This window comes from Paenibacillus sp. J22R56 (assembly GCF_056269375.1).
Window position 1 is genome coordinate 60,726 of record NZ_JBWDNV010000002.1, and the last position, 11,916, is coordinate 72,641.

Annotated in this window: 15 protein-coding genes; 14 read left to right on the forward strand and 1 reads right to left on the reverse strand. The window is 46.9% G+C overall.

What is annotated here, in order from left to right:
• The first annotated feature begins 23 nt into the window (after positions 1-23).
• From AC0YNT_RS04035 to AC0YNT_RS04060, 6 genes are all read left to right on the forward strand, one after another.
• Complete coding sequence (locus tag AC0YNT_RS04035) at positions 24-1,154, forward strand: glycoside hydrolase family 88 protein (protein ID WP_475803467.1); 1,131 nt, start codon at positions 24-26, stop codon at positions 1,152-1,154.
• A gap of 187 nt (positions 1,155-1,341) precedes the next feature.
• Positions 1,342-3,711: a helix-turn-helix domain-containing protein gene (locus AC0YNT_RS04040; RefSeq protein ID WP_475803468.1), complete on the forward strand. Its 2,370-nt coding sequence runs from the start codon at positions 1,342-1,344 to the stop codon at positions 3,709-3,711.
• A gap of 19 nt (positions 3,712-3,730) precedes the next feature.
• The gene (locus tag AC0YNT_RS04045) at positions 3,731-5,335 is read left to right on the forward strand and encodes an extracellular solute-binding protein (RefSeq protein WP_475803469.1); all 1,605 of its coding nucleotides are present in this window, start codon (positions 3,731-3,733) and stop codon (positions 5,333-5,335) included.
• A 93-nt stretch (positions 5,336-5,428) separates the two neighbouring features.
• Positions 5,429-5,824 carry a phage holin family protein gene (locus AC0YNT_RS04050; protein WP_475803470.1) on the forward strand — a complete coding sequence of 132 codons (396 nt, stop codon included), beginning with the start codon at positions 5,429-5,431 and terminating at the stop codon, positions 5,822-5,824.
• A gap of 75 nt (positions 5,825-5,899) precedes the next feature.
• Positions 5,900-6,286: a YhjD family protein gene (locus AC0YNT_RS04055; protein ID WP_475803471.1), complete on the forward strand. Its 387-nt coding sequence runs from the start codon at positions 5,900-5,902 to the stop codon at positions 6,284-6,286.
• Between the two features lie 143 nt (positions 6,287-6,429).
• Positions 6,430-6,819 carry a cytochrome C oxidase subunit II gene (locus AC0YNT_RS04060; protein WP_167279997.1) on the forward strand — a complete coding sequence of 130 codons (390 nt, stop codon included), beginning with the start codon at positions 6,430-6,432 and terminating at the stop codon, positions 6,817-6,819.
• Positions 6,820-6,867: 48 nt separating this feature from the next.
• Here AC0YNT_RS04060 and AC0YNT_RS04065 read toward each other — a convergent pair whose 3' ends face one another.
• Complete coding sequence (locus AC0YNT_RS04065) at positions 6,868-7,125, reverse strand: hypothetical protein (RefSeq protein WP_475803472.1); 258 nt, start codon at positions 7,123-7,125, stop codon at positions 6,868-6,870.
• 109 nt (positions 7,126-7,234) lie between these two features.
• Here AC0YNT_RS04065 and AC0YNT_RS04070 point away from each other — a divergent pair, with 109 nt between their 5' ends.
• The 8 genes from AC0YNT_RS04070 to AC0YNT_RS04105 all read left to right on the forward strand — a co-directional run bounded on the left by AC0YNT_RS04070 (position 7,235) and on the right by AC0YNT_RS04105 (position 11,880).
• On the forward strand, positions 7,235-7,525 hold the full coding sequence (locus AC0YNT_RS04070; protein ID WP_475803473.1) for a Dabb family protein: 291 nt from the start codon (positions 7,235-7,237) through the stop codon (positions 7,523-7,525).
• A 25-nt stretch (positions 7,526-7,550) separates the two neighbouring features.
• Complete coding sequence (locus AC0YNT_RS04075; RefSeq protein ID WP_279590370.1) at positions 7,551-7,673, forward strand: hypothetical protein; 123 nt, start codon at positions 7,551-7,553, stop codon at positions 7,671-7,673.
• Between the two features lie 3 nt (positions 7,674-7,676).
• Entirely contained in the window at positions 7,677-8,096 is a 420-nt protein-coding gene (locus tag AC0YNT_RS04080; protein ID WP_475803474.1) for a DUF86 domain-containing protein, read from the forward strand.
• Positions 8,097-8,172: 76 nt separating this feature from the next.
• The gene (locus AC0YNT_RS04085) at positions 8,173-8,832 is read left to right on the forward strand and encodes a helix-turn-helix transcriptional regulator (RefSeq protein WP_475803475.1); all 660 of its coding nucleotides are present in this window, start codon (positions 8,173-8,175) and stop codon (positions 8,830-8,832) included.
• A 123-nt stretch (positions 8,833-8,955) separates the two neighbouring features.
• The gene (locus AC0YNT_RS04090) at positions 8,956-9,417 is read left to right on the forward strand and encodes a hypothetical protein (RefSeq protein ID WP_475803476.1); all 462 of its coding nucleotides are present in this window, start codon (positions 8,956-8,958) and stop codon (positions 9,415-9,417) included.
• Between the two features lie 27 nt (positions 9,418-9,444).
• A complete protein-coding gene (locus AC0YNT_RS04095; RefSeq protein ID WP_475803477.1) occupies positions 9,445-9,834 on the forward strand; it encodes a YtxH domain-containing protein in 390 nt (129 codons plus the stop codon).
• Between the two features lie 176 nt (positions 9,835-10,010).
• Complete coding sequence (gene racE, locus AC0YNT_RS04100) at positions 10,011-10,820, forward strand: glutamate racemase (RefSeq protein WP_475803478.1); 810 nt, start codon at positions 10,011-10,013, stop codon at positions 10,818-10,820.
• Positions 10,821-10,983: 163 nt separating this feature from the next.
• Complete coding sequence (locus AC0YNT_RS04105; protein WP_475803479.1) at positions 10,984-11,880, forward strand: M14 family metallopeptidase; 897 nt, start codon at positions 10,984-10,986, stop codon at positions 11,878-11,880.
• The last annotated feature ends 36 nt before the right edge of the window (positions 11,881-11,916 follow it).

Sequence of the window (11,916 nt, forward strand, 5' to 3'; positions counted from 1 at the left end):
TTCAACATTTGGGAGGCAGGCTTATGCAGACTAGTTCAGCGCAACGGACACTTGATATTTCACAGATTTGGCAGCAGCTCGAAGAGAAGGTAGAGCGCATGATCGTCCAAATCGGAGATAAGTCTCCGCATGTTGCGAAAGCAGACGGCATATATGATGATCAGAAGATTGACTGGTGGACCTCGGGCTTTTGGCCGGGTATTCTCTGGCTGATGAACGAAGTAACCGGTAAAGAGGAATATAAGACGGCTGCTTGGAGTTGGGATGAGCGGCTGGAAGCGCAAATGCTTGTACCCAATTCCTTCGACCATGATGTAGGCTTTCACTTCCTGCCTACGGCGGTTGCAAAATACAGGATTACCGGTGATCAAGACGCTCGTCGCCGTGGTTTGTTTGCTGCCAACTTCATGACGGGCCGTTTCAACCTGAACGGCAGATTCATCCGTGCCTGGAATGGTGATATGCATGGCTGGTCGATTATTGATACTTGTATGAATCTATCTCTCTTATATTGGGCTTCGACGGAAAGCGGAGATCCGAGGTTCGCGCATATCGCCAGCGCACATGCCGATACCGTGCTCCGTCATTTCATCAGAGAAGACGGCTCTGTCAATCACATTGTCTGCTTTGATCCAGAAACCGGCGAATTTGATCAGGTGCGCGGCGGTCAAGGGGCAGCACCAAATTCCGGCTGGAGCCGCGGCGCTTCTTGGGCGCTGTACGGGATGGCGAATACGTACCGTTACACGGGCAATATCGAATACTTGCGGGCGGCTCAGCGTGTTGCCCATTACTTCATTGCGAATTTGCCAGAAGATCATGTTCCACAATGGGATTTCCGGGCATCTGAGCAAATGGAGGAAGAGCCGCGTGATACCTCTGCTGGTGCGATTGCGGCATCGGGTCTGATTGAGCTGGCAGCTCTTCTAACAGAGAAGGAAGGGCGAGTATACCGCGAAGCAGCGGAGCGGATTCTGGCATCCCTTTATACTAACTACGGTACTTGGGATGAACCATCGCATGAGGCAATCTTAAAGCATGGCACCGGACATAAACCGGCGGGGCAAAATGTCGATGTATCACTCATTTACGGAGACTATTTCTTCGTTGAGGCCATTGCCAAATTAAACGGCTGGAAACAGCATATGTTCTAATCAGTTTCATAGATACCCTAACTAATAGCTCGAATGGAGGAATCCAAACGGGCTATTTGTGCTGTTTTAGGGTGGAAATATCGCTCAGTTGAGCTATCGTCAATCGTTTTGAACATATTGTAACTTCCGAATGTGCCTTTTCTATGCTTATAATAGGGGTCTAAAGCTAAGGCGAGGAGATTTCGGCTTGAACATTCGATCCATATGGCAGAAACGGAAGAGCATCATTGTGACCTGGCTCATTTCCTATTGTGCGGTATTATTCGTACCTATTCTAATCAGCTTAATTGTATATTCACAGTCGAGTGCAGCCCTTCGGAGCGAGATTCATCGTGCGAATGATTCGCTGCTCAAACAGGTTGGCTATACGATCGACAATCAGGTTGATCAGATGAAACGGCTGACGATGGAGCTGACCTGGAATGCCAGGCTGCAAACCTTAATGTATTCGAACAGATCCGAAGCGGATGTACAGTTTGATGCCTATCAGCTCGTGAAGGAGTTTCAAACCTATCAATCCTCCTATGCATCCATAGATGAATTTTACGTGACGTGGGAGCGGGAGCATGCAGTTTTGCGCTCCGGTAACGTCCGGGATATGAAGACGGCGTTCGCAACGTTACATGAGACGGGACAAATGGATTATGACGGATGGGTGAAAGCCATTGAGGGCTCCGAGCATAATCAATTTACGGTACTGCCGCATACCGATGCACGCTTGAATCAGACCGCTATTGCTTATATCACTCACTTGCCGAAGGATTTGAACGGCAGGAAGGCTGGTACGGTTGTTGTGATGACGGATCTGGCGAGATTCCAAGATGCAATAGAAAGCATCTCGGGTTATAGCGGCGGCTATGTGCTTATCTTGAATCGCAATAATGAGGTGCTGCTGTCCAATCTGCCGAAGAAGCAGGGCGAAGAGGCTGTTCTGCAAAAGGTAATGAGCGGCGGCAAGGAGATGCCAACCTCATTGAAATCGGGTGGCTCGGAGATTTTCTACCTGCAATCGTCCGTATCGGATCTCAAGTATGCGCTTGTTATTCCAAGCAGTATTTATTGGCAGAAAGCCGAATATGTACGCAAGCTTACCTTGGTAAGTATTCTGATTAGCGTGATGGGTGCAGGGGTCCTCACATGGTTCTTCATGCGCCGCAACTATTCGCCTATTCAAAAGCTGGTGCAGTCGTTATCGGATAAAAATACAACCGATGAGCATACCGAATGGAATGAGCTCAGCTTTATTCAACGGGCTATCAGCAGGACGCGAAGCGAGAAGGACAATATTGTGATGCAGCTTCAAATGCACCATAATGTCCTGCGCTCGAATATGCTGAGCAGGCTGCTCAAAGGGCGGCTGGATTCCCCTATTCCATACGAAGAAGCATTTAAGACCTATCGGATGGAGCAAATCTCAGAGGATTACGCGGTTATTTTATTTGTGATCGAGAATGATGAAAGCCTTTACGAGAAGCTGCCAGGTATCGATGATAATGACCGCAGAAGATTCATCCAGTTCATCATCAGCAACGTTGTGGAGGAACTCGCAGGACGATATAAACATGCGGGTTATGTGGCGGAAGTGGATGATATGATGGTCTGTCTCGTTAACTTATCTGCTGAAGATGAAGGTGAAGATGAGGGCGATTATAAGAACGATCTGCATGAAATCGCGACGGAGGCACAGCGCTTCTTGAAGCGTTATGATATGGACCTTACGGTTGCGATCGGCGGCAAGCACAGCTCATTACCGGGTATTGCGGCAGCCTATAATGAAGCGGTAGATGCGATGGAATATAAAATGGTGCTTGGCAAAAAAGGCATCATCACTTATGACGAGATTCGTACGATGCCTTCAGAGGACGTCCAATTCGGCTATTATTACCCGTTGCAGGCCGAGCAGCAGCTGATTAATCTAATTAAGGTTGGTGACTTTGAACAAGCCTCCGCCTTCATGAATGAGATTACGGAACGTAACTTCCATCAACCGGTTATGTCGTTAACGCTGGCCAAATGTTTTATGTTTAATCTGGTTGGGACGATGGTGAAGGCTATTAATGAACTTGGTAATGGAGAGGGAAGTGTGCTGAACGATAATCCGAAATGGATGGAGAGCATTCTCGCCTGTGATACCGTTCAGGAGATGCAGCAGGAGCTTCATACTTTACTAAGGGATGTATGCGCTTTCGCTTGTGCAAGGCTGGAATCAAATGTTACTCATGAACGTGCGGAGTCACTGCGAGATCTGACGGCACGTGTTGCCGGATATATTGAAGAAAACTTTAGTGATTCGAATATGAACGTAAATACGATTGGAGAGTATTTTGACCTGAAGGGCAGTTATTTGTCCAAGCTGTTTAAGACGCAGACAGGGGAAGGAATGCTTGATTATCTTCATAAGTATCGGATTCAGCAGGCGAAGCGCCGGATGACTGAAAATCAAGAATCCGTTAATGAGGTGTCAAAGGCTGTTGGCTATAATGATGCGGCGACATTTATCCGGGTATTCAAAAAGTATGAAGGAATTACACCAGGCAAATACAAAGAAATGAATTAGCGCCTAGGAGGCTAATAAGATGATGAAACACCACAAAATGACGATCCTCCTGATCGCAGTCTTTACGATAACTAGTCTGATCGGCTGCAAGCAATCAAATAATGCGGAACTGCTCGAGCTATCTGATTCCAATCAAGATCAAACAACGGAGGAACCTACGCTGACGTATTGGGCCGAATTAAACGGCAATGCGGCCAGCGTCAAACCAAGCTTCCAAGAAGTTCCCTTCTTCCAGGAATGGCAGAAGCGGACAGGCGTTAAGCTAAAGTTTATTCAGCCTCCTTCGAATCAAGCGAAGCAGGCACTAAACATCATGCTGGCTTCGGGAGAGCTACCGGACATGATCGAATATGAATGGGCATCTTTTCCCGGCGGTCCCGAGAAGGCGATTAATGATGATTATATTCTGAAGCTGAATGATCTAATCGATCAGTATGCTCCTAATCTGAAACGGTATTTACAGGAGCATCCGGATATCGACAAGCAGATCAAGACCGCTGACGGCAGCTATTACGTTTTCCCATTTATACAGGGGGATGTAAGGCTTAGAACTTATCAAGGTCCGATTATCCGCAAGGATTGGCTGGATGAGCTTGGCTTGTCCGTTCCGGTTACGATTGATGATTGGCACAACGTGCTGAAGGCATTTAAGGAGAAAAAAGGGGTCAAGGCGCCATTAACCTTCCTTAGTACACCAAGCCCGTTGTTTGGTATTGAGAACGGTGCTTTTGTTGGAGCATTTGGTATCAAGAAAGGCTTCTATTTGAAAGATGGACAAGTCCAATTTGGTCCTATGCAGCCAAGCTACAAGCAGTTTCTATCCTTGTTCCGGGAATGGTATAAGGAAGGTCTGATCGACAGGAATATCGCAACAGTGGATACAAGAACGATCGACTCCAGTATGGTGACAGGAAGAAGCGGGGCAAGTATCTGGAATGCCGGCTCTGGTATCGGAACCTGGCTGCCTCTAATAAAGGAGAAAGACCCCAAGTCGGAGTTTGTTGCTGCGCCATATCCGGTGCTTCATGAAGGGGATCGGCCGATGTTTGGGCAGCGAGTGAATCCTTATATGAGCAGTGGAGGAGTTGCGATCTCCGCGAGGAGCAGCAATGCCGTGGAAGCTGTACGAATGCTGGATTATGGCTATGGTGAGGAAGGTCATTTGCTGTTCAACTTCGGCATCGAAGGCGTCAGCTATACGATGGAGGACGGTAAACCGACTTACACAAATCTTATTTTGCACAATCCGGATAAGCTTGCCCCTTCTCAAGCAATTGCCATGTACAGCAGAGCCAGCTATTTTGGCCCGTTTGTACAAGATGTTGCTTATATGGAGCAATATTATATGCTGCAGGAACAGAAAGACGCTGTGGATATTTGGGCAAATACTGACGCGGACAAATATATGCTGCCGCCGGTTCAGAAGACGGAGCGGGAAAGTGCTGAGCTCACAGCGATTATGCAGGATGTGACGACGCTTGTAGACGAGATGTCGCTTCGGATCATTATTGGTATTGATCCGCTGGATTCCTTCGATGACTATGTCACTCAGCTTAAAGCATTAAACATCGAACGTGCCATTGCGATTCAGAAGGCTGCATTGGACCGTTACAATGCACATTAGCCCTTTTCATAGAATAACAAACAAATGAACATACCACCTGTCCCTTGTCTGAATAAGATAGATAGATTAAATGGCAGAAAGGGGTGGCGAGAATTGCAGTTAGTCATGGTATGCTCGGTTAGCGGCATAGTCGGCTCTATGATTACTTTTGCATTCGGTGGTTGGATGGAATCTCTCACGTTGTTAGTAGTTGCAATGGGCATTGATTATGTATCTGGTATTACCGCATCGATTAAAGAAGGAAGAGGTCTAAACAGCTTCTTTGGAGCTTGGGGTCTAGCGCGCAAGGGAATGATGCTTCTCGTCATTCTTCTAGCACATCGGATTGATATTTTGCTTGAATTGGATAATGTTACAATGGGAGCAGCAATCTATTTCTATATTGCGAATGAAATGATTTCCATAATAGAGAACTATGGTCGAATCGGCCTGCCGCTCCCAGACCGGCTCCGCAAAATCATTGAAGTGCTGAAGGATAAAGGAAAGTAAGTTTTAGGGTTGCATCGTCCAAGCTGTGTTCGTTATAATGAGAACAAGTGTTCGATTTATAGGGGGCGGTTATCTTTGGCTATCCGGCATGCAGACTTGCAGGAACGGGTGAGCAATACTCAAACAGATGAAGATATGGCGCTTGTACAGCGTCATATCCTGCTTGGAATTGTGATGCTCATATTGGATCATGATATAAGGGTGATGGGGACAGGCTCCATTAAGCTTCCAAGATTGTATGAATCCCTGCTTCGAGGTGTACAGGACCGGGTATTGCTTGATCAGGCTGCGCTTCGCATCAAGTTTAGAGAAGCTGGTATTAAGCCTGTTGAGGAGCGGAGGCAGAAGGATGGCCTCGACACATTCTATATGTGTAGAGGGAGCAAACATCACTGTTACCTGCCTTGGAGTTTTTTGAAGGCAGAATCTGAGCAATTAATAAAGCAATACTTCAAAGCATAAGACACAAAAAGTTCATTGATTTGTCATATTCGGGAAAAAACTTTTCCTAATTCTGCAGTTTAAGGTTGAGAACTTCGGACGATCTTATGTAATATAAGAACTAAACACTAAGACATTAAGATCGCAAAGGGGAGCACGTAGCAATGCACAAATGGATCATGTTCGTACTATTATCAGCGGCCTCTCTTCTGGGGGTATACTTGCTGACATTCGGCCTCCCAGCTAAGCCGGTAGATGAATCCGCTTCACTTCCTGAAGGTACTGTACTAGTTAAGGTTGAGGCGAACAGCGACTTTACTTATGGCGAAGAGGAATACAAAGTTAAAGTTGGCGACAAAGTTATTCTTAAGCTGCAAAATAAAAGCGGTATCCACGGGTTGAAAATCGATGAACTGAACGTTGATCTCGAAGGTGACAACCTGGAGACTAACCTCGAATTCGACAAGCCAGGTGAATATGTGATGCATTGCTCAGTTCCATGTGGTACAGGTCATATGGAGATGAAAACAAAGCTTATCGTAGAAGCGGCATAATGTACGATGTAACGGAAAGAGGAGCCTCGCGGCTCCTCTTTCGATTTGTTAAGCTTTTCGGCGATCTTGGTTTCTGCCACGTTCGATCAGTTTGTCTGCAATGAATCCGAGCAGCGCCCAGGATGCAACCGTTAGAATATACATCAGCAGGACATTAACATCATGGATATCAACGAACAAGTCCACGACCCAAGCCGGTATGCTGAACATAAAGAACACGAAATTATGCGGGTCGTAGCCGGTTGAATTATAGACACATAGTGCAAGTCCTATGAGAGTGGCGACAAATGTAACGGGATAGCGCATAACGTACCGATCCTTTCTCAGGCTAATGTTGCCGTAATGCGACTGCTTGGGTTATTATGTGACAAAAGGATATTTGTCATTCGACAAGTTGAAGGGAGCATGACCATTAATGATTACACATATTGTATTGTTTAAACTGAAGGATAACAGTGAAGAAAGCGTCGAACGTTCGGCTCAAGTATTAAGAAATATGGAAGGCAAGATCGATGAACTGAAATCTATTGAGGTTGGACTTGATGTTATTCATTCGGCTCGCTCTTACGATATCGCTCTAATTACGAAATTTGAGTCACTCGAAGCGCTGGAAGCGTATCAAGTTCATCCGGTACATAAAGTAGTCATCGAGCATATGAACGAAGTGCGCGAATCTTCTGTCGCGGTTGACTTCGTAAGCGAATAGCGGCAAGGGGAGCGCGGACAAGTTCATGGGAGACGTATTCGAGATTATGACCTATTTAATCGTGATTCTCATCAGCAGTGTTGTGATGGTGGCATGGTTAAAGAGAAAAGGGAAAAAGAAGAAAGCAAGGCTGAAAGCGGGCGAATAAAGTATGTATTATGTAAATCGAGAGCAAATTGAAGTAAGACTTCAAGCCATTCCTGACATTGCATCAGCGCTGCAATCATTGGCGACCAATTGGCAGGGCACTTTACTTGAAGGGCTGGCTCAAGAACGGGCTTTGCATCTTGCGATTGAGACAATTACTGATGTAGGCAGTTATTTGATTGATGGGTTTATATTGAGGGACGCAAGCAGCTATGAGGATATTGTCGAGATTACCGGTGAAGCGGGTGCTTTCCCTGCAGCCATGCAGCCGCTGCTAATCGAGCTTGTTAAGCTTCGTAAGCCGATTGTACAAGACTATTACAGCTGGCCAAGAACGGAACTTCACGCGATGACTCGCGAGCTGCCGGATCAACTTCGTGAGTTTGGTCATTCTGTTGAACAGTATTTGGAACGCGAACTATAGCATTAATCCAATTTACGAAAAGAATGAAATACGTTACAATGGCCCTAACAAAGCCTGCGAAGGTGGTTATGGGTTGATGCTTAATTTAGAAACGGAATCCCGCAGCGTTGAAGGTACCACACGGGGCCGAATATTGTTATTGCTTAAGACAAATGGCAGATTAAGCGCAGGACAGCTGTCCAGCGAGCTTGGTTTGACTGAGATGGCTGTAAGAAGGCATATGTATGCACTGGAGCGGGAAGGAAGCATCAGTGTCATTTCTGTTAAACAGGCCATGGGCCGGCCTATTCATACTTACGAGTTGACGATGCAAGCGGATGATCGTTTTCCGAAAAACTATAATTTGCTTGCGCTTGATTTACTGGAAGAGCTGGCTGAAGATCCGGAGACGGCAGGACTAATTACCCGCATGTTCGAAGGTCGTCAAAAGAAGCTGCTCGATCGGTATGAGCCAAGGATGACCGGCAAAAGCCTGGAGCAGAAAGTAGCGGAGCTGGAATTGATTCAAAATGCCGGCGGCTACATGGCGAAAGCAGAAGATAAGGCGAATGGTCAATACATTCTACATGAATATAACTGCCCGATTGCACAAGTGGCAGGCAAATATGAGCAAGCGTGCAGCTGCGAGCTGTCTTTATTCGAATCCTTGCTTCAAACGAAGGTTGAACGGACGGAATGCCTCGCCAAGGGCGGGGGAAGATGCAGCTATATGATCGGAATAGAAAACGGAAGCTAATGGTTGATTGCTAACCATTAGCTTTTTTTGTTGTGCGCTCTTGTGTCAAGACAAGCCCATGCTGCTTATAATGGCAATACGAAATGGGCATTCGCCCGCTCGGGGCTAAAGGAGGGAATGGTCATGACGGTTATGGAATGGAGTGCGCTTATCGCTGCGATAGCTTTTGTAGCTCTTGCTGTTGGTTTGCTGCTAGGCGTGTACACGGCACTCGGCAGGCTGGCAAAGCTGCAGGTGTCGATGGAAGAGACGCAGGCAGATATACGACAAGTATCAAGCAAGGTGGCAGCATTTGCAGATACCGCCGGGCAAACAGTCCAGACCGCTCATAATCAGCTGCAGCAGGCAGGCAGGCTTTTCGAAGCAGTTGGTCAGATCGGGGATACGATTGGGCATACAACCAAGGCGATCAATCGTGTATCGGGCGTCCTTTCGCAATCAGCGGTAAAGCATGCTGAAAGTGCTGCCGCAGAGCGTCAAGCAAGCACCATGCTGGAATGGATGGAGCTTGGTATGAGCTTCTGGCAGCAATGGCAGACTAACCGTAAACGTTATGACCAGCCAGGCAACGGGCAGGGCGAATAGTTCACCATATTGAAGGGAGCAATTAACATGGCAACTGGTAAACAAACAAGAGGATTTCTTTTTGGAGCTTTGGCAGGAGGTATTATTGGTTCTGTAACAGCATTATTGTTAGCACCTAAAGCGGGCAAAGAATTGCGCCAGGATATTTCGGAAGGTGCAAGAAAAGTTCAGGAGCAGACCGTTAGAGCAGCAGGTCAAGTGTCAGAGACGACTGTACGATTTGCCAAACAAATTGGCAGCCAAGCAACTGAACTTGCTGATACAGCCAAAGCAGCAGCAGAAGCCGCAGTAGAAAGTGTGAAGCAGCGCCGGATTGAAGCAGCAGACGCTATTGAAGAAGTGAAAGATGAAGTAGAAGAAGCTTTCGAAAATGCAGCGGAAGTTGTGGAAGAAAAACAACTGCAAACCATTAATTAAAAAGCTTACAAACGTATCGACGCCTGTTGCTGCATAATTCTTTCACCACTTTCGATTTCCTTGAACCTTGTCCAATATTGATATAAGATGTAGGTACGTTTTTGTGCCAAATCTCATATAGTATTGAAGCTTCATGGTCATCCTTTACAACAAATGTTTAAGAAAGCGGTGTGTTTGTGCAGCAACCGATTGCGATACTAGACTCAGGCGTAGGCGGCTTAACCGTCGCCAGAGAGGTCATGCGCCAGCTGCCGCGTGAAAGAATCGTTTATTTTGGCGATACCGCCAGAGCTCCTTACGGTCCTCGGGATCCGGAGGAAGTAACTAAATTTACGCGTGAAATTGTAGATTATCTCACTCAATTCCGTCCAAAAATGATTGTTATAGCTTGTAATACCGCTACCGCTTTTGCTTTGGAAGATATCCGTGCAAGAGTAAATATTCCGGTTGTAGGCGTGATTAAACCGGGGGCTAGAGCAGCAATTGGCCGGACTCTTACCGGCTGTATTGGTGTGATAGGTACGGAAGGTACGATTAACAGCGGTGCTTATGAGAACGCCTTGCGGGAGATCTCTCCGCATATACATGTGATCAGCGAGGCATGCCCGTTATTCGTTCCACTCGTTGAGAGAGGGAACTTCCGATCCTTCGAAACGTATGAAACGATCCGACTTTCAATCGGTCATCTTCGCCAATATCCGATGGATAGCCTTATATTAGGCTGTACACATTACCCGTTCCTTGCCGATGTGATCCAGGAAGTCATTGGCCCTAATATTAATCTGATTAGTTCCGCAGATGAAACTGCCCGTGAGGTAAGTACTATCTTACACGATAAAGGGAAGCTTGCCCGCGTTGATGAGCTGCCGGTTCACCAGTTCTCCTGCAGTGGCGATCCCCTTATATTCAAGTCAATTACCCAGCAATGGCTTGGGGAACAAATTGAGATGACGCCAGTTGTGTGGCAGGTGCCGCAGATCGGTTAAGTCTTTTGTATAAAAGCTGTCCTAATTCGCCTAATTAAGGCGAAGGGCAGCTTTTATTATTTTACATGCCTTGTGAGGCTCTCGTTTGGAATGTGCTGCGGAACCCATGAATAGCATGATAAAGATTGCAGCATATGTCCGGTAACTTAAGGGGGAAATGGGGATGGTAGACTTATCGAGCGGGCAATATGGTTATTCGGAATTGGTCGGGGAATGTGACAGGCTGATGCGGGCTTTTCCTTTCCTTCGTGGCTATGTCATAGGACATAGTGTGCTTGGCAGACCAATTGTAGCCTTGAAATGTGGTGAAGGTTCAAGGCGTATTCATATGAACGCATCCTTCCATGCGAATGAATGGATTACGACTCCCTTACTCATGCGGTTTGTTGAAGAATGGGCGGAAGCATGCAGCCAGGATGGTCAGCTGTTCGGAGAACAGGCATGCCGGTTATATCGTGAGACGGAGGTATGGATTGTTCCGATGGTTAATCCGGATGGTGTCCAGCTTGCGCTTGAAGGGATTGAACCTGGTCATCCATATCGGCAGCAGCTATTACAATGGAATAAAGGCTCCGAGCAGTTTGATCAATGGAAAGCGAATATACGAGGGGTTGATCTGAATGATCAGTTCCCTGCCCATTGGGAGGAAGAGCGGCTGCGCAGAGGGATGGAAGGTCCCGGCCCCCGAGATTTTCCCGGTCCATTCCCATTAAGTGAACCTGAAGCACAGGCGCTTGCTCGTCTAACTCAGACTATTCCATTCGAGTCTGTTCTCGCTCTACATACTCAAGGTGAGGAGATATATTGGAACTACCGTGAATACGAACCCGAGCAAGCAGAGGTGCTTGCGGACAGACTTGGCGAGGCGAGCGGCTATAAGCCGGTTAAGCTGACAGGCAGTGATGCAGGTTATAAAGATTGGTTTATTCAACGTTTCCGGCGGCCAGGCTTTACCGTTGAAGCGGGATTTGGTGCGAATCCGCTGCCTGTCGAGAAGTTCGAGGAGATCTATGCGAAGGTTGGGCCTTTGTTAAAAGAGTTTCTGGTGCTTCACCGTTAAATAGAGAAAGATGCTTCTGGGGCACACCTATGCTAT

What these genes read in the sequence shown, in the direction of transcription:
- AC0YNT_RS04070 (WP_475803473.1), top strand. Translation starts at nt 7,235, where the DNA reads ATGATTACACATATTGTATTGTTTAAACTGAAGGATAACAGTGAAGAA.
- AC0YNT_RS04095 (WP_475803477.1), top strand. Translation starts at nt 9,445, where the DNA reads ATGGCAACTGGTAAACAAACAAGAGGATTTCTTTTTGGAGCTTTGGCA.
- AC0YNT_RS04045 (WP_475803469.1), top strand. Translation starts at nt 3,731, where the DNA reads ATGATGAAACACCACAAAATGACGATCCTCCTGATCGCAGTCTTTACG.
- AC0YNT_RS04080 (WP_475803474.1), top strand. Translation starts at nt 7,677, where the DNA reads ATGTATTATGTAAATCGAGAGCAAATTGAAGTAAGACTTCAAGCCATT.
- AC0YNT_RS04105 (WP_475803479.1), top strand. Translation starts at nt 10,984, where the DNA reads ATGGTAGACTTATCGAGCGGGCAATATGGTTATTCGGAATTGGTCGGG.
- AC0YNT_RS04035 (WP_475803467.1), top strand. Translation starts at nt 24, where the DNA reads ATGCAGACTAGTTCAGCGCAACGGACACTTGATATTTCACAGATTTGG.
- AC0YNT_RS04060 (WP_167279997.1), top strand. Translation starts at nt 6,430, where the DNA reads ATGCACAAATGGATCATGTTCGTACTATTATCAGCGGCCTCTCTTCTG.
- AC0YNT_RS04085 (WP_475803475.1), top strand. Translation starts at nt 8,173, where the DNA reads ATGCTTAATTTAGAAACGGAATCCCGCAGCGTTGAAGGTACCACACGG.
- AC0YNT_RS04090 (WP_475803476.1), top strand. Translation starts at nt 8,956, where the DNA reads ATGACGGTTATGGAATGGAGTGCGCTTATCGCTGCGATAGCTTTTGTA.
- AC0YNT_RS04075 (WP_279590370.1), top strand. Translation starts at nt 7,551, where the DNA reads ATGGGAGACGTATTCGAGATTATGACCTATTTAATCGTGATTCTCATC.
- AC0YNT_RS04065 (WP_475803472.1), bottom strand. Translation starts at nt 7,125, where the DNA reads ATGCGCTATCCCGTTACATTTGTCGCCACTCTCATAGGACTTGCACTA.